Annotated in this window: 16 protein-coding genes; 11 read left to right on the plus strand and 5 right to left on the minus strand. The window is 40.8% G+C overall.

The window, feature by feature from the left end:
- The first annotated feature begins 9 nt into the window (after positions 1 to 9).
- Together addB and addA are read left to right on the plus strand one after the other, a co-directional pair.
- The gene (gene addB / locus GGQ84_RS07590) at positions 10 to 3,489 is read left to right on the plus strand and encodes a helicase-exonuclease AddAB subunit AddB (RefSeq protein ID WP_429161324.1); all 3,480 of its coding nucleotides are present in this window, start codon (positions 10 to 12) and stop codon (positions 3,487 to 3,489) included.
- On the plus strand, positions 3,473 to 7,159 hold the full coding sequence (gene addA, locus GGQ84_RS07595) for a helicase-exonuclease AddAB subunit AddA (protein WP_429161326.1): 3,687 nt from the start codon (positions 3,473 to 3,475) through the stop codon (positions 7,157 to 7,159). Before addB ends, addA begins: the two co-directional genes overlap by 17 nt.
- 178 nt (positions 7,160 to 7,337) lie before the next feature.
- Here addA and GGQ84_RS07600 read toward each other — a convergent pair whose 3' ends face one another.
- From GGQ84_RS07600 to deoC, 5 genes are all read right to left on the minus strand, one after another.
- Complete coding sequence (locus GGQ84_RS07600; protein WP_429161328.1) at positions 7,338 to 8,168, minus strand: sensor histidine kinase; 831 nt, start codon at positions 8,166 to 8,168, stop codon at positions 7,338 to 7,340.
- 31 nt (positions 8,169 to 8,199) lie between these two features.
- On the minus strand, positions 8,200 to 8,619 hold the full coding sequence (locus GGQ84_RS07605) for a hypothetical protein (protein ID WP_429161331.1): 420 nt from the start codon (positions 8,617 to 8,619) through the stop codon (positions 8,200 to 8,202).
- 106 nt (positions 8,620 to 8,725) lie between these two features.
- Positions 8,726 to 8,845, minus strand: a complete 120-nt coding sequence (locus GGQ84_RS07610; protein ID WP_429161334.1) for an AgrD family cyclic lactone autoinducer peptide — start codon at positions 8,843 to 8,845, stop codon at positions 8,726 to 8,728.
- Positions 8,842 to 9,462: an accessory gene regulator ArgB-like protein gene (locus tag GGQ84_RS07615; protein WP_429161335.1), complete on the minus strand. Its 621-nt coding sequence runs from the start codon at positions 9,460 to 9,462 to the stop codon at positions 8,842 to 8,844. Before GGQ84_RS07615 ends, GGQ84_RS07610 begins: the two co-directional genes overlap by 4 nt.
- 176 nt (positions 9,463 to 9,638) lie before the next feature.
- Positions 9,639 to 10,316, minus strand: coding sequence for a deoxyribose-phosphate aldolase (deoC, locus tag GGQ84_RS07620; protein ID WP_429161338.1), 678 nt, complete (start codon positions 10,314 to 10,316; stop codon positions 9,639 to 9,641).
- 169 nt (positions 10,317 to 10,485) lie between these two features.
- Between deoC and GGQ84_RS07625 the strand changes: the two genes are divergently transcribed.
- From GGQ84_RS07625 to GGQ84_RS07665, 9 genes are all read left to right on the plus strand, one after another.
- Positions 10,486 to 10,770 (plus strand): hypothetical protein, encoded by a 285-nt coding sequence (locus GGQ84_RS07625; RefSeq protein ID WP_429161340.1) that lies wholly within the window; start codon positions 10,486 to 10,488, stop codon positions 10,768 to 10,770.
- Between the two features lie 41 nt (positions 10,771 to 10,811).
- Entirely contained in the window at positions 10,812 to 11,228 is a 417-nt protein-coding gene (locus tag GGQ84_RS07630) for a MerR family transcriptional regulator (protein ID WP_429161343.1), read from the plus strand.
- A gap of 82 nt (positions 11,229 to 11,310) precedes the next feature.
- Positions 11,311 to 11,697 carry a NifB/NifX family molybdenum-iron cluster-binding protein gene (locus tag GGQ84_RS07635; protein ID WP_429161346.1) on the plus strand — a complete coding sequence of 129 codons (387 nt, stop codon included), beginning with the start codon at positions 11,311 to 11,313 and terminating at the stop codon, positions 11,695 to 11,697.
- A gap of 85 nt (positions 11,698 to 11,782) precedes the next feature.
- Positions 11,783 to 12,901, plus strand: coding sequence for a radical SAM protein (locus GGQ84_RS07640; protein ID WP_429161349.1), 1,119 nt, complete (start codon positions 11,783 to 11,785; stop codon positions 12,899 to 12,901).
- A 78-nt stretch (positions 12,902 to 12,979) separates the two neighbouring features.
- Positions 12,980 to 13,417, plus strand: coding sequence for a universal stress protein (locus GGQ84_RS07645; protein ID WP_429161351.1), 438 nt, complete (start codon positions 12,980 to 12,982; stop codon positions 13,415 to 13,417).
- A gap of 101 nt (positions 13,418 to 13,518) precedes the next feature.
- Positions 13,519 to 14,820 (plus strand): phenylacetate--CoA ligase family protein, encoded by a 1,302-nt coding sequence (locus GGQ84_RS07650; RefSeq protein WP_429161354.1) that lies wholly within the window; start codon positions 13,519 to 13,521, stop codon positions 14,818 to 14,820.
- A gap of 26 nt (positions 14,821 to 14,846) precedes the next feature.
- Positions 14,847 to 15,275, plus strand: coding sequence for an ACT domain-containing protein (locus tag GGQ84_RS07655; RefSeq protein WP_429161356.1), 429 nt, complete (start codon positions 14,847 to 14,849; stop codon positions 15,273 to 15,275).
- Positions 15,276 to 15,288: 13 nt separating this feature from the next.
- Positions 15,289 to 16,392, plus strand: a complete 1,104-nt coding sequence (gene hisC / locus GGQ84_RS07660; protein WP_429161358.1) for a histidinol-phosphate transaminase — start codon at positions 15,289 to 15,291, stop codon at positions 16,390 to 16,392.
- Between the two features lie 81 nt (positions 16,393 to 16,473).
- Complete coding sequence (locus GGQ84_RS07665) at positions 16,474 to 17,112, plus strand: GerMN domain-containing protein (protein ID WP_429161361.1); 639 nt, start codon at positions 16,474 to 16,476, stop codon at positions 17,110 to 17,112.
- Positions 17,113 to 17,224 lie beyond the last annotated feature (112 nt).

Below are 17,224 nucleotides of genomic sequence, written 5' to 3' on the forward strand. Positions count from 1 at the left end.
GGATTTGTTATGTCACTGCGCTTTATATTAGGAAGGGCTGGTACTGGAAAGACCAGCAGCTGCCTGGAAGAGATGAGTAAGGAAATAGAGGCTAAGCCCGATGGGAAGCCGTTAATATATCTAGTACCAGAGCAGATGAGCTTTCAGTCCGAATACAACCTCAGTACAGCTAGAAGTCTTCAGGGTAATATCAGAGCTCAGGTGCTTAGCTTTTCAAGATTGGCCTATCGGATACTAGGAGAAACAGGGGGCATGACCCGAACCCACTTGGACAACAGGGGCATGAATATGCTTTTGTGCAGAATTGTGGAAAGGCAAAAAGATAAGCTAAAGGTTTTTGATAAAGTATGGGAAAAACCAGGGTTTTCCCAGCAGCTAGAGGAAATGGTAGCCGAATTAAAGCGCTACTGCATTACCCCAGAATTATTACAGGACAGCAGAGAGCGCCTACAGGGGGAGCAGGCCCTTGACCATAAACTACAAGACTTAGCTGTAATCTATGCAGAATTAGAGCAGGAGATGGCACAACATTATCTTTACAACGAAGACTACCTGCCCTTGCTAGCAACTAAGATAGACAATTCCAGCTATCTTAAAGGAGCTCGAGTATGGGTTGACGGCTTTCATTATCTAGATCCCCAAGAACTATTAGTACTGAAACAGTTAATCATTCACTGTGATCAAGTAAATATAACTCTAACTTTGGACAGACCTTATGACCATCAACTGCCAGGAGAAATGGAGTTATTCTATCAGCCAGCTCAGACCTATCAAAAAATCAAAGAACTAGCAGAGGAAAGCTTGGTTGATATAGAGGGAGTATTGGACTTAAACTTGTGTCCAGAGACTAAGGTTAAGGGAACACCTCTGCGCTTTAAAGAACGACAGGCCTTAGGTCATTTGGAAGAGTATTTTAATGTGAGACCACCCGTTCCAGCTACCAGCGAAGAGGGGGTAACGCTGGCGGCTGCTGTAAACAGGCGAGTGGAAATAGAGCAAGTGGCTAGAGAGATCATTGCTTTAGTGCGGGATGGAGACTATCGCTATAAAGATGTAGCTATTATAGTTAGAGACCTAGAGCCCTATCACGATTTAATCAGAACAGTGTTTTCCTACTATCATATTCCCTTTTTCATTGATCAGAAACGCCCAATGTTTCACCATCCTCTAATTGAATTGATTAGGTCTAGCTTAGAGGTAGTAACCCACAACTGGACCTATGATGCAGTCTTTCGCTGTATTAAGACAGAGCTATTATATCCCGTAGAAAGCATAGATGAGCTAGGGTCGATTAGATCAGAGCTAGATGTGTTCGAAAACTACGTGCTAGAGTTTGGGATTAAGGGGAGCAAATGGCAGCAAGAATGGCAACGGGGTAAGAAAAAATATGATTTAGTACGGATTAACCAACTGCGAGAATTGGTGTCGACTCAATTGTTACAATTTCAGAAAAAGTTAAAAAAGGCTGAAACCGGCAGAGATATGTGTACCGCTCTATATTACTTATTAGAAGAACTGGATATCCCAGAAAAGCTAAAGCAGATACAGCAAAAAGCAGAAGCTGAGGGAGATTTACTCCGCGCTAGAGAGCATTCCCAAGTGTGGAAGGCGGTATTGGAGCTTCTAGATCAGTTAGTGGAGATTATGGGGGCAGAAGAAATGAGCCCTCAGCAGTTTGTTCGGTTCATAGAAGCGGGTATAGACAGTATGTGTTTTGCTCTGGTGCCACCTGCCATAGATCAGGTTATGGTTGCCAGTATGGATAGATCTAGGTTGTCTAATGTGAGTTGCGCATTTATATTGGGTGTAAATGATGGGATTGTTCCCGCTCGAGTGAAGGAAAAGGGAATTTTATCTGAAGAAGAGCGGGACCTAATGGCAATTCAAGGGGGGATACTCCTAGGACCAGATACCAGGAGAAAGCTTTTGGACGAGCAGTTTATTATCTACAATGCCTTAACCAGTGCATCAGATAAATTATGGCTCAGTTATCCTCTGGCAGATGAGGAAGGAAAGGCTTTACTCCCATCAAATTTGCTAAACCTGATAAAAAAACTGTTTCCCCAGCTTAAGGAACAGATGATATATCCTGAGCCAGGGGAGGAAATGGGTGGGGACGATCTCAACTATGTCACTTTGCCCAGACAGACCCTATCCCATCTTGTGGCCAGTTTGCGCCAGTGGCGGCGGGGCTATCCTGTGGATGAACTCTGGTGGGAAGTTTATAACTGGTATGTAAAAGATAGTGAGTTGAAACAACAAGCTGCTATTATGTTGGGAAGCCTATTTTATACTAACCAGGAGCAAAAGTTAAACAGAAGAACGGGAGAAGTTCTCTTTGGCAATAAGCTTCAGGTAAGTGTTTCTCGCATTGAGAAATACAAACAATGTCCCTTTGCCCATTTTGCTCACCACGGGTTAAAGCTTAGGGAGAGAAAAATCTTTCGCTTGGAAACCCCTGATTTGGGGCAGCTATTCCATCAGGCATTAACTTTGTTTACCCAAAGAGTTATAAGCGAAAAGCGGGATTGGGCAACCATAAGTCAAGAAGAGAGCATGGAGCTTGCTGCTCAAGCGGTGGATGAGTTGGCGCCCCAAATTCAGAGTGAAATCCTCATGAGTTCAAATAGATATATGTATTTGACCAAAAAGCTCAAGGCAGTAGTTGGAAAGTCAGCTGCAGCTATGTGTAAACATGTTAGTAAAAGTAAGTTTGCACCTAGAGGGTTGGAGCTGGAGTTTGGACCTAAGGGACAGTTACCTCCCTTGGAGTTGAAGTTAGACGATAATAGCACTATAGAGTTGGTGGGTAGTATAGATCGAGTAGATGTGGCCAAAGAGCAGTCAGAGCTATACTTGCGAATTGTGGACTACAAGTCCAGTGGAACTGACTTAGATTTGAGTCAAGTCTATCATGGTTTATCTCTGCAGATGCTTACCTATTTGGATGTGGCACTTACTCACTCTGAAGAATGGCTGGGGACTCAAGCCTTGCCTGCAGGGCTGTTGTATTTCCATGTGCACAACCCTATGTATTCTACTGCCAAGGAGCTGAAGCGAGAGGAATTGGAGCAAGAGCTGTTCAAAGCATTTAAGATGAAGGGCTTGGTTGTAGCTGACTCCCAAATTGCAAAAATGATGGATGTAGATTTGGAGCAAGGTTCTGACATTGTGCCTGTGCGCTTAAAGAAAGATGGTCAATTTGACAGCAGAGCTTCAGTGATAGGAGAAGAAGAGATAGGAGTGTTGAGAAAGCACACTAGAGATGTGTTCATCCAATCAGGCAGAGAAATACTGGCTGGCAATATAGAAATAAATCCCTATAAGCTTAAGGATAAAAAAGCGTGCACCTACTGTAGCTTTAAACCATTTTGCGCCTTCGATGAAAGCATAGAAGGAAATGATTATAGACAGCTACAAGTAGAGAATAAACAAAAAATAGTACAGAAACTGAAGCAGAAGGAGGCGTTAAATGGTGAAGTGGACTAAAGAACAGCAGCAGGCTATTGAGGCAAGGGGTACTGATACCTTAGTAGCTGCTGCAGCTGGTTCTGGAAAGACGGCTGTTTTGGTAGAGCGCCTGATCAGGCGCATAACCGACCCTAAAGATCCGCTAGATGTGGATAATCTTCTTGTTGTTACATTTACAGATGCGGCAGCTGCTGAAATGAGAAAGCGGATAGGCGAGGCGTTAGAGCAGGAACTGGCCAATAGACCTGGAGATGAAAGCCTAAAGCGGCAGCTGGCGCTGATAAACAAGGCACATATATCTACATTCCACTCCTTCTGCCTATCAGTGCTGCGTCGATACTACTACTTAACCGATTTAGACCCGGGCTTCAGGGTTGGGGATACTGCTGAAATAGAATTAATCAAGGAAGAAGTGCTGGAGGAACTATTGGAGGAAGAGTACGGACAAGAAGACGAAGAATTTTACCGTTTGGTAGACTGCTATACAGCTGATCGCAATGATGCCAAACTTCAACAGTTAGTTCTAGATATGTACCATTTTTCCCGAAGTAATCCGTGGCCAGGGGAGTGGCTTCAAGAGATAAGTAGGTCCTATAAAGTAGATCCAGAAAGCTCTATGGATCAGCTACTCTGGACCCAGCAACTGTTAGAGAGTGTAAAAACAAAACTTACTGGAGCCAAGGAAAAGTTGATAAGAGGCATAGAATTGTGCGAAAAGCCAGGGGGGCCCAACTACAAGACGACCTTGCAGCAGGAATTAATTCAAGTAGAGGAGCTAATTGTAGCTACAGCTAGTTTTGAAGCTTTGCATAAGAAGTACAAGGGTTTGCATTTTGAGCGGCTAAAACCCTGCAAAGGGGACGAATACGACGATATCCTTAAAGAAGCGGTTAAGGAACTACGGGATGAGGCAAAGGGGCAAGTAAGAAAGATCAAGGACGAGTACTTTGATCGGTCGCCTGCTCAATACCTAGCGGACCTGCAGAAGATGGCACCAGTAGTGGGCAAATTAACACAGTTAGTTGAAGCTTTTGCTACCAGGTTTCAAGAGGCTAAGCAGGAAAGGAGTCTAGTAGACTACTCTGACTTAGAGCACTACTGTCTTCAGATTATGAGTGAGGCCAGTAATGATTACAGCAAGAAGTTTTCTGAGATATTGGTGGATGAGTATCAGGACACAAATATGGTTCAGGAAACCATATTGCAGTTGGTTGCAGGGGGAGAGGCTAGCGGGAAGCTGTTTATGGTGGGGGATGTAAAGCAGAGTATTTATCGCTTTCGTCTAGCAGAGCCCCAGCTTTTCTTAAATAAATATTTAGACTATGGCAATCAAGGCCAAGATAGTAAAGGTCTATTAATAGATTTGGCAAAAAACTTCCGTAGCCGTACAGAGGTTTTGGCTGGAACCAACTTTTTATTTAAACAATTAATGAGTCAAAGGGTAGGGGAAATTGCATATGATGTTAAAGCCCAATTAATTTACGGTGCTAATTATCCCCAAAAAGAAGAGAACCCTATAGAGCTGATGGTTGTAGATAAGAGCGATTTGCAGGAAAGTGAAGCTGGTGAAGAACAGGTGAGCAAGATGGAACTGGAAACAGCTCAACTGGAAGCCCGTCTGATGGCGGAGAAGGTGAAAGAGTTAATTGGGAAAAAAGATAGCACTCCTTTTCAGGTTTACGATAAAAAAGCCCAAGTGGAGCGGAATATTAAGTACAGGGATATAGTGATTTTACTGAGAGCCTCAAAGAACTGGGCTCCAACAATCTTAGAAGAATTTAAGCGTCAAGGGATTCCAGCTTATGCTGATTTGACCACAGGTTATTTTGAAGCAACTGAAGTAAATGTGCTCATGTCGCTGTTAAAAGTAATAGATAATCCCCGGCAGGATATCCCCCTAGCTGCAGTTTTGCGTTCTCCTTTAGTGGGACTCACCGGAGAAGAGTTGGCTCAGATACGAGTTTGCAGTAATGCTGACTTTTACAGTTCCTGTATAGCTTTTTTAGAAAGGGAGCAGCAAGAGAATGGGTTAGAAATTTACAGTCGGCTAGATCGTTTCCTTGGACAATTAGGTCAATGGAGAGAGGAGGCCAGACGGGGCTCCCTAGCAGACTTGATTTGGAAAATATACACTGAAACTGGATACTATGATTTAGTGGGTGGAATGCCAGGGGGTAACCAGAGACAAGCCAATTTAAGAGCCCTCTACGATAGAGCGCGCCAATACGAGGCCACATCGTTTAGAGGCCTATTTCGCTTTCTGCGCTTTGTGGAAAGGTTGCGAGATCGAGGCGGGGACTTTGGCGCCGCTAGAGCCTTGGGAGAACAGGAAGATGTTGTGCGGGTAATGACTATCCACAAAAGCAAGGGGCTAGAATTCCCTGTGGTCTTTGTGGCAGGCATGAATAAGCAGTTTAATATGCAGGACCTGCGAAAGCCCTTTATGTTCCACAAACAGCTGGGTTTTGGCACTAGAATAATTGATCCAATAGCTCGACTTAGTACCCCATCTTTGTCCCAGATGGCCATCAAGGAAAAAATGCACCTAGAGCTATTAGCAGAAGAAATGCGACTTCTTTATGTGGCCATGACTAGAGCAGAAGAGAAGCTGTTTATGGTGGGTACAGTAAAGGACTTTGAAAAGCAGTGCAAAAAATGGCGAAAGCACATGGCCTGCCAAGAGTGGCTCTTGCCTGACTATGAACGGGCAAACTGCAATACCTATTTAGATTGGGTGGGTATGTCCTTGATTAGACACTCCCATGCCCAGAAGCTGTGGCGTCCTGATGATGAAAAGCCCAATGTGAAAGAGGTATGTGAGGATCCTTCCCAATGGCACATTGAACATGTTTCTTCTGATGAGTTGGCTATGGTCGAAGAAGATCAGAAGAAAACAGTTGGAGAAATTACAGAAAAGATTATGGCCTACAGCCCAATAGATGTAAAAACTAGGCTAAGTGAGCAGATAGATAGCCGCTTAACTTGGAACTATCTACATATGGAATCTACAACCTATATGTCTAAGCAGACTGTTTCCGATATTAAACGGGCCTGGGAAAGTGCTGCTGCTGAAATGGAGTCAGAAAATTCTGCTGAGGAAGAATCCAAAATCATCTATGACCGACCTGGATTTTTACAGCAGCAGAAAATGAACCAAGCTGAAGTGGGTGTTGTAACTCACAAGGTAATGCAGCACTTGGACTTTAGCAATATTGCTTCTGAGGATGCCATCAGGGGGCAAATCGAAGCCATGGTAACAAGAGAGCAGCTGACAGCGGAACAAGCGGAAGCAGTTGAAGCATCAAGCGTAGTTAACTTTTTTCAAAGCTCTGTGGGACAGCGCATGTTGGCTTCTAGTCGAATTGAAAGGGAAATACCCTTTAGTTTGGCGCTTCCCTCTAGGGAGATATACAGAGATTGGCAGGGCGGTGAAGAGCACGTACTACTACAGGGGGTTATCGATAGCCTCTTCTTTGAGGATCAGGGAATTGTATTAATAGATTACAAAACCGATAGAATTAAAGGGAAGTTTAGCGGAGGCTTTGCCCAGGCGGAGCCAATACTGCGTCAGCGCTATCAGTTGCAGTTACAGCTTTACGCAAAGGCAGTGGAGAGAATATGGCACATACCAGTTAAGGAGAAGTACCTGTTCTTTTTTGACCATGGGGGCCACTTACTAGAAGTGTGAAGGAAACCGTGTTGTATTCGATTCTGAAAGGGGGCTTATTGTGGTCTTTCTAGATTTTAATGCATTAGGGATTCCCTTTTGCTAGGTTTTCTTCCAACGGAAAAATAAAGGAGTGCAATAAGCACTCCTTTATTTTATGGAAGGCCTAAGGAAAGTTGCCGAAATAGGTAGGGATAAATTAAGCTGAGCATCTCTTTGGAAGCTTGACGCGAAAAATTGCACCCTGGCTTTCGCACCAATCCACTTCAATCTCGCCGTCTAGCTTTTTAACCGCCTGCTGTACTATGTGTAAACCCAAGCCAGAGCCCTCAGTGCCTTTTGTTGTATATCCCCTTGAGAAAATAGCTTTTACTGTGCTCTTATCCAAAGGCTCTCCGGAATTGCCAATACTAAATATATAGCTGCGGTCGGATTCGGCGATTTCTATTGTCATTTTACTTTGTTGCTTATGCAATCTCTTTTCCAGCTCATAGATGGCGTTATCGATTAGATTGCCCAAAATATTTACCAGCAGCTTTCCATTGTAGAGGGATTCATCTAAAGTACTCCTGATAAGGATCTGGGAGTCAATTCCCTTATGACTTAGCTCGTTAATAGTCTTGATTAAATAGGCTGCCACTATAGGATCCTTTAGGTTCATTAGCTTCTTAAAGGTATCAGTATCATTTTCCAGGCTGTTTATATACTCCTCTACCTTATCGTGGTTGTTTAACTGAATTAAACCCTTTATTACAGTTAAATGATTATTAAAGTCGTGTCGCATCTCTCTCATTAACTCTACCAGTTCTTTGTCGTTTTTGTACTGGAGCAATTCCTTTTCCCTAGTTGTCTCTAGCTTCATCATCATAAGAACATTTTTTATTAAAATTATGCAAATTATTCCGCTAGCTATGGATACAATAACTAAAATGGGCATGGTCAGCTTAAATTCACTTATGGTGATACCAAAAGCCTCATAAGTTGCAATAAAAAGTACTAAAAATACCTGAATTAATATTAAATTTATCATAATAATAACCTTATTCATATTACACGTTCCTTTACGCAGTCAACTTATCAATATTAATCGTAAGCTTTGTGATTCTTTGAATGACTATCGCGAATATTAAAACAGTAGATTCAGAGAGACCTATTGCAATATGTAACCATACATTGTTTAATATTTCATTATGTGCGAGCTCAAATAGATTAATAAAAAAAAGTGGGATAAAGAAGCCCAATAATATAAGGCTTACGACAGAAATGCCAGATATTGCAGCCTTTCCCCAATTTAAAGCAACCACCCTCAAAATAAGTATAAATATTATTAATAATAGTAGTGTATGTGAGCCAAAGGAGAGCTCTTGGAGAATATAAATTCCCCGCACTAGGTGTACAGCTGTAGCATATAGCAATGAAATTAGCAATACCTTTTTTATAGTAGGCTTTTTGCCCACTAGACTCAGGCCCATGTATGCCATAAGAATAGCCTGTACTAAGTATAAGAAAAGAAAAACTCTGATGTCATCCATATAAGTATTTCCCCCAGTTGATAGTAATTAGTGGAACCCATGGGTGTTCAAAAAGCTACTTTAATTCTTCTGGAACCTCGGGCTCGTATGCGTATGGGCCTGTTGCTGCAGCCACATTGGCAAAGGCAAAAAATGTAACAACTAAGCTTATTAAAGTTATCAACTTCTTCTTCACTTGCTAACACCTCCTTGGAATAAAAGTCCTTCTAAAGCTAAAAACAATTTAGAGCCAGCCGGTGTCAGCGTCACCAGCTGCCAGGTTAGGCCCACTGCTGATGCTGTTACAATCAAGTGGGCCATCTCATTCTCAGTGCCACTTAACCAGATTGCAATTGCCAGCCAAACAGCTAGATACAGGAAGCTTAATATCCTTAGCTTTAGTATTTTCTTTTCAGTGTAAGTGCGACCCGAATACTTGTGTGGTGCGTATAAGTAAACTATAATGCATCCAATTAAAAAGACTATTAGAAAGTAGTGTATAGAAAGTGACAGGCCGGGCTCTAAAAATAAGAGCCTTGTGACAAAACCTAGCACAATAAATATAATTGTGCCTAAAACAATACATCTAAGAGAAGTACTTGCATGGGCTCCACCAGATATAATTCTCAAGCTGGAGTATGTAATGGCCAAAATTAGAATATAGGGCATGTTAAGCGCTAGTGATATAATAACTAAAAGAGTGTACGACCCAAGGGTATTAACCAATACCTTTAGACCGTAAAGCATCACATTTGGGCTTTTGCCAGTTTCCATGCTGATTGTCTTAGCCCACTTTTCTAAGATCTTGTCCACAATTTCACCACATTTCTGGGCGAATTAAATTGCACTTAAAAGTGCAATTTAATTTTTCTATATTATAACATTTCCATACAGAATGTTCTATATCATTTTTGATTTTATTAATACCATATAATAATGCAATAGGGTTAAAAAAAGAGCACAAGTGTGCCCTCTTTTTGTTCGCTCTGTTAGCGTAGAGTAGTAGCTCTTATTCTCAGTTCTTCAAGGATTTTTATGCCGGAGCTTGTTCCAATTCTAGTAGCTCCTGCTTGAAGCATTTGAATAGTAGTACTCAAATCGTCAATGTCACCAGCGGCCTTTACCTGAAAGCTGCCAGCTGCAGTTTTAGCCAAGAGCCGTACATCAGCTAGTGAAGCTCCAGTGGGGCCAAAACCTGAAGAAGTACTAACAAAATCCACATTGGCATATTTAGCCAGTTCACAACCTAGAAGAATATCTTCATCGTCAAAATAGCCCGTCTCTAGAACCACTTTTATCTTCTTACCTCTGCCAGCTCCTACTATAGCAGACATGTCTGCTTTAACAGTTGTTTCTTCTTCATCCTTTAAGGCACCGATATTAATAACTACTTCTAGTTCATCTGCCCCTGAAGACATTGCGTTTCTTGCTTCAAAAACTTTAATAGCAGTGTTGTTTGCACCTAGAGGATATCCTATCACTGCACAAATTTTTGTGTCTTGACCTTTGATATTCATTCGCGCTGTGCGCACGTGATAAGGGTGGATGCAAACTGAAGCGAAACCATGTTGTTCAGCCTCATTACACAGTTTAATAATGTCTTCTTTACTCGCCCTAGGATCTAATAGTGTGTGGTCGATATAACCTGCTAATTGTTTTAAATTCAAACTTCTCACTCCTTATGTTATCTTTACCTAAATAGCCACAAAAATGTCCAACTCTATATATTATTCTCACTAACTGAAAAAAAACCTGCATTATTTGCAAACCTATTTAAAAAACTCTATAATATGGTTATAATTAGGAAGATAACGGAATTGTGAGAGGGTGTTTTAAATGGATTGGAATAAAACGCAAAAGATATTTTCCACAAGAGAAAAAGCAGAAAAATCTGCTCAGATTATAGCCGTTACTGAGTCTAGACTGCTGAGTGTTCCCAAAGGTCCTCAGTATACTATTGAGACGAAAGTTGAAGAAGTAGAGGGTGGCTGGCAAGTGTTGTGGCGCAAAATCTTTGTGGGATATGATTCAGGTTGTGGTAAGAGGTGTGGATCTTGTGATACTTCAAGTTCTTCTCCTCAAAAAAGCATGGGCAAAGTAATACCTTTTAAAAAACCGTAAAAGCACAGAGGTACTAATTATGTGGGAAAGAAGGTGTTTTTTTGTTTAGTGATGACAAAAAGCCCATGTACACCATCGGCGTCGCTGCGGAGTTAGTAGGAGTGCATCAGGAAACTCTGAGAATCTGGGAGCGCAATGAAATAATAAAGCCTGCTAGAAGGAATAAACAGAGATTGTACTCCAACAATGATATCAAGCGCTTAAGATTTATAAAACCTTTGTTAGATGACAAAGGTCTAAATATTGCAGGAGTAAAGCAAATGATAAATTTTTATCCCTGTTGGTGGAAAGAAAATTGTAAGGGCGGAAGAGCAGAAGGAACAGATAAGTATATAAATAGGGCAAAGCCCTGCTGGAAGGAAGAGAATACATATTGTTTTACAACCATGGATAAAACAGATTACTGCCAGGATTGCCCTCAGTGCGCCAGGTGTCCTGAGGATTGCAAAGGGAGTTAAATAAAAACACATAGGATACTTGCAAAAGGTATTTGTAGGTTGTATAATTAAAGTATAAAATTTTTGAGAGAAGGTGGTTGTTTTGTCAAAAATAAAAGTGGCGGTGCCTTCAGAGGCTCCTGGTGGATTAGAGGCACTTAGAGCACAGCATTTTGGCAAGTGTCAAGTCTTCACACTGGTAGAATTAGAAAATGATCAGGTAGTTAGCGTGACTCCCTTTGCTAATACGGGGCACACAGCTGGTGGCTGTTTGGAGCCTGTAAAAATGTTAGCTGATCAAGGTGTACAAGCAATTATAGTAACAGGTATGGGTAAAAAACCGCTAATGGGCTTTAGAGCAGTTAACATTGATGTTTATCTGGGTCAAGGAGTTAGAGTAGAAGATGCTGTTAATGGGTATATCAAGAAAGAGTTAGAGGTTATGTCGGAAAAATATGTTTGCGGAAGCCATGCTTCTTGTGACAATTAAATAGTGAATGTGTTAAAATTAGTTAAAAGAAAAACCTCACCATTAACGGTGAGGTTTTTTTAACAAGTGAAGGGGGGGGAGGATTTTGCTAAAGCGACTTTTTAAGAGAACTAAGAAACAAAAAAGAGTTTTAGACGCAATGCAAGTAGAAGTGGCATCTGTATGCAATATGAAATGTACCTTTTGCCCTACTACTCACATTACACAAAATAACTCTAATGACTTGATGCCCTTGAATTTGTACAAAAAGCTAACCCCATATTTTTCTTGGACTAGTTGGGTTTACTTACAGGGGTGGGGGGAGCCCATGCTAAATCCTAATCTGTGGGATATGGCTAAAATTGCTAAGGAAGCTGGGGCAACAGTGGGAATGACGACTAATGCCACCTTGTTTTCTGATGATAACATAAAAAATATTATTGATTCTGGTGTGGATATGGTATCAGTTTCTGTAGCTGGGGTGGAGAATCATAATTCCCTGCGAGTAGGGTCTGACTTGTCTAAACTACAGGCAGGTATTGCTGAACTAATAAAGGCTCGAGACAAAAATAAATCATCTAACCCTCAAGTTAAACTATCTTATATGATGACAAAAGATAGCATCCAACAATTACCTGAAGCTGTTGCAATGGCTGCAAAGCTAAAGGTTGATGAGGTGTACGCCATTAATCAAGATTATGTTTACAGTTGGGAGGCAAATGAGAGTAAAATATTTAGCTGGACCAGTGAGCCTAACATGGAATATCAACAAATAGTTGAAACAGCTAAAAAGAAAGCGAAGAAAGTCAATCTACAGCTACGAACGTATCCTCTGAGCATCGATGAAATAGAGCCAGTCTGTCAGATCAATCCTAATAAGTTCGTGTTTATTACAGCAACAGGTGATGTAACTCCATGTACCTGCTTGGGGAGAGAAGAAAATCCAAGGGTTTTTAAAGATAACTTCTACAAAATACCTAGAAAAAGTTTTGGGAATATTAAAGATACGAGTTTCGAAGAAATCTGGGAAGATGCCTCTTACATTTCCTTTAGAGAAAAATTTGCCAAGAGGGAAGAGAGCTTTAAAAAGTTGTTAAGAAGCTATACTGATGGGGACCCAAGTCTAATCAAAATGAAACAGGCCGATGAAACCCACCAGAAGGAACTAGAACAGACTCCTTTACCTAAAGAATGTGTTACTTGTACAAAAGCTTTTGGATTCTAGAAATCTAATTTAAACAGAGGGATTAAAGCTCTTTGTGTAGAAATAATTTAGGATAAAATTATTGAGGAGGGTGTATAAATGAAGAAAATTTTACTTGCAATAGATGGTTCAGAAACGTCTCTTAAGGCGCTTGAGAAAGCAATTGAAATTGCCAAAGTTTTTGATAGCAAAGTGGTAATAATGTCAGTGGTTTACGAGCAACCAATCTATCCCATGCCTGGGGCAATAATCCCCCCAGATTTAGCAGAGACTAGAAAAGAAACGTTGAATATTTTATTAGATTCCACACGCAAGATGACAAAGCATCTGAAGGAGAAGTTTACACAAAATAAAGTGGAAACTAGAGAAGTAGTGGGAAGGCCTTCCGATGAGATACTAAAAGAAGTAAACTCTGGAGATTACGACTTGGTGATATTGGGTAGTAGGGGCTTAACAGGTGTTAAAAGAGTTTTACTAGGTACAGTAAGTGGCAAGGTAGCTAATAATTCTGAGGTTTCGGTTTTAATAGTAAAATAGTTGCAGGAGAACAGCCCCTGTTGTAGAATAGATTATAATTTAACCGATTAATATCATACAATTTTTTTAATTTATATATAAAGAAAAGGGGGCAAAAAAAGATGTATTGGAACGAGAGATATGAGTGCATGTCTCAAGATGAATTGCGACAGTTACAATGGGAGCGTCTGCAGCAAACAATAGAGAGGGTTTATCACAATGTACCCTATTACAGACAGAGAATGCAAGAGAAAGGGTTAGAGCCAGGGGACATTAAGAGTCTAGATGATTTGCAAAAACTGCCCTTTACAAATAAGCAGGACTTAAGGGATAACTATCCTTATGGAATGTTTGCAACTCCAATGAGTGAAATAGTTAGAATTCATTCGTCGTCAGGTACTACTGGGAAACCTACGGTGGTAGGATACACTCGCAAAGATATAAGTACCTGGTCAGAGTTAATGGCAAGATGTATTAGCTTTGGTGGTGGAACCAAAGAAGATATTATTCAAGTGGCTTATGGATACGGTTTATTTACAGGTGGGTTAGGATTTCACTACGGGGTAGAAAAATTGGGTGCATCTGTAATCCCCATATCTGGAGGGAACACAAAGCGGCAAATGATGATTATGCAGGATTACGGAACTACTATGCTGGCGTGTACCCCTTCATATGCCCTTTACCTAGCGGAAGTGATGGAGGAAATGGAGCTAACTAAAGACGACCTAAAGCTGAAGTGCGGAATTTTTGGGGCAGAGCCTTGGTCAAATAGTATGCGTAAGGAAATAGAGAATAAGTTTGGCATACTAGCTCTTGACATTTATGGCTTAAGTGAGATTATGGGTCCAGGCGTAGCCTGCGAGTGTGCTGAAAAAGATGGACTCCATATTTTTGAGGATCACTTTATTCCGGAAATTATCAACCCTGAAACCGGAGAGGTAATGCCCATGGGCAGTAAGGGAGAGCTGGTATTTACTACAATAACAAAAGAGGGACTTCCAGTAATACGATATAGGACTAGGGACATTACTAGGCTGATTGAAGAAAAATGTAATTGTGGAAGAACCCATGTGCGTATGGAGCGGGTTTCTGGACGCAGTGATGATATGTTGATTATCAGAGGAGTAAATGTATTCCCATCTCAGGTTGAAAGTGTTCTTTTAGAAATAGGAGAGACAGAGCCTCACTATTTATTAATAGTAGATAGAATAGGAAACTTGGATATCTTAGAGGTTTGGGTAGAGGTATCTGATAGAATGCTTTCCGATGAGGTTCGCAGACTAGAGCAGTTAGAACACAAAATTTCAAAGGAAATAGAAACAGTGCTTAATATTAACGCCAAAGTTAAGCTAGTAGAACCTAAGACCATAGAACGCAGTGAAGGCAAAGCGAAAAGAGTTATCGATAAGCGTAGATTTGAATAAAAACTTAAAAAAGGGAGGTTATAACTTTGGTTAAGCAAATCTCTATATTTTTGGAAAATAAATCTGGAAGATTGGCTAAAGTAACTAGGGTTTTAGGTGAGCAAGAGGTAAACATCCGAGCTTTATCTATTGCCGATACAACCGACTTTGGTATTCTCCGTCTTATTGTGGACAATCCTGAAAAGGCGCTTGAGGTATTGAAAGAAGCCGGCTTTGCAGTTAGTGAAGCTGAAGTAATTGCAGTAGAAATACCAGATAGTCCTGGTGGGTTGGCAGGAGTTATGGATGTGTTGGAAGAAGCAGGTGTGAATATCGAGTATTTGTATGCATTTTTGAAGAATAGTGCTCAAAATGCAGTGGTATTATTTAGAGTAGAAGCTGTAGATAAGGCAAAAGAGGTTTTGGCAGCACGAAATATTAATGTATTAGATGGAAAAACACTATACAGCTTGTAAAGGAGAATGAAAATTGCTAGCTGAATTAATCAGAAAGACTATACTTAGAATAAAACCATATGTTCCTGGAAAACCAATAGAAGAGGTGAAACGGGAACTAGGATTAAATGAGATTATTAAGTTGGCCTCAAACGAGAACCCTTACGGCGCTTCAGCAAAAGCCGTGGAGGCCATGAAGCAGACAATAGAAAAAATACATATTTATCCAGACGCCAACGGCTTTGAACTAAAGGTTGCTCTGGGGGAAAAATATGGGTTTGACCCCCAGTGCTTTATTTTAGGAAATGGCTCTGATGAGAACATAAAGATGATTGCTCAGGCATTTTTAAATCCCGGTGAGGAAGTTGTTTTTGGAGCACCTTCTTTTATGGCCTATGATTTTGCTGCAAAAGTTATGGATGCGGAAGTAAAGGCAGTTCCCCTCAAAGAGAATTGTTATGACCTGGAGGGAATGTTGCAAGAAATCACGGATAAAACAAAGTTAGTTTTCATCTGTAATCCCAATAACCCAACAGGGACAATAGTTAAAAAACACCAGTTGGAGCAGTTTATAAATCAGCTGCCAGAACATGTTATTGCAGTTATAGATGAGGCTTATGCCCAATATGCTGATGATCCCCAATTTGTAAGTGGTATCGATTATGTTCGTCAAGGTAAGCAAGTCATTGTGCTTAGAACATTTTCAAAAATATATGGTCTCGCAGGTATTAGGGTGGGTTACGGGATCGCTTCACCGGAGATTATTGCAATGATTGAACGGGTGCGTGAGCCCTTTAACACAAACTTAGTAGCTCAAGCAGGCGCTATAGCTGCTCTCAGAGACGCCGCACATCTAAGTTTTTGTCGCAAGGAAAATATTATTCAGAAAAAGGTACTGGAAGACCAATTTAAGAAATTAGGTCTTAGTTGGATAGATACTCAGGCTAACTTTATAATGTTAGACACAGGCATAGATGCTACAGAGCTTCACCAAGAGATGCTAAAACAGGGAGTAATAATAAGACCTGGTCACGTTTTTGGAATGCCCACGTATATTAGAGTTACCATTGGTACGCCTGAGGAGAACAAAAAATTCATTGAGGCCCTGAAGAATTCTATGAAAATTTTGGAAAAATAATATAAATAAATAGCATATTTTATCTCCTACCTCTATATGATTTAGTGATGCAAAATCAAAGCAAAGGAGGAAGGAGATAAGATGAAAGATTTATCTAAAAACAAAGTATTACTACTGCTCTTAATGATTTCTATGATTTTATTTGCTAGTGGTTGTGGTTTAGTAGACAGGCTAGTGTCGATGAAACAAGATGGTGAAGATCAACCTGAGATATCTGTAGAGCAGGAATCTACTGAGTTGGAGCTTGAAGAGTGGATTTTACAAGATGATGAAGATGAAGGTGAAGCTGAGCAAACAGAAGAAATGAAGGTAACTCTTTATTTTGCTGATGCAAAGGGGCAACACCTAGTGGAGAAAGAAAGAACAATTAATAAGGTGGAAGGCATTGGTCGAGCCACTGTAAATGAACTGATTAAGGGACCTTCTTTTGAGAGTGGACTGTTACCTACTATGCCAGATAATACGGTTTTGCTAGACATCAATGTCAAGCAAGATGAGGGATTGGCAATAGTGGACTTTAGTAGGGCGCTAGTGGATAATCACATAGGTGGTTCTAGTGGGGAGGCAGTAACAGTTTATTCTGTTGTAAATACATTAACCCAGTTTCCGGCGGTTGATAAAGTGCAAATCATAGTAGATGGCCAATATGTAGAAACTATAGCAGGTCATTTAGATGTTTCAGAGCCACTAACAGCAAATAGCAGATTGATTAATAATTAAAACTTGGCAAAAGCCAAGTTTTTTTTTATGTGTGCCCGGCACGGGCGGTAACTTGGCGGTGAAAGTCCGCTGTGGGCTTGGTAGTGGGAACCACTAGCCAATGACAAGGGTG

Source organism: Desulfitispora alkaliphila, from assembly GCF_050433185.1.
In the GTDB taxonomy this organism is placed as follows: Bacteria; Bacillota; Desulfitisporia; order Desulfitisporales; family Desulfitisporaceae; genus Desulfitispora; species Desulfitispora alkaliphila.

Coding starts and splice junctions, on each gene's coding strand:
- addB (WP_429161324.1), top strand. CDS start 10: ATGTCACTGCGCTTTATATTAGGAAGGGCTGGTACTGGAAAGACCAGC.
- addA (WP_429161326.1), top strand. CDS start 3,473: ATGGTGAAGTGGACTAAAGAACAGCAGCAGGCTATTGAGGCAAGGGGT.
- GGQ84_RS07600 (WP_429161328.1), bottom strand. CDS start 8,168: ATGATAAATTTAATATTAATTCAGGTATTTTTAGTACTTTTTATTGCA.
- GGQ84_RS07605 (WP_429161331.1), bottom strand. CDS start 8,619: ATGGCATACATGGGCCTGAGTCTAGTGGGCAAAAAGCCTACTATAAAA.
- GGQ84_RS07625 (WP_429161340.1), top strand. CDS start 10,486: ATGGATTGGAATAAAACGCAAAAGATATTTTCCACAAGAGAAAAAGCA.
- GGQ84_RS07645 (WP_429161351.1), top strand. CDS start 12,980: ATGAAGAAAATTTTACTTGCAATAGATGGTTCAGAAACGTCTCTTAAG.
- GGQ84_RS07650 (WP_429161354.1), top strand. CDS start 13,519: ATGTATTGGAACGAGAGATATGAGTGCATGTCTCAAGATGAATTGCGA.
- GGQ84_RS07665 (WP_429161361.1), top strand. CDS start 16,474: ATGAAAGATTTATCTAAAAACAAAGTATTACTACTGCTCTTAATGATT.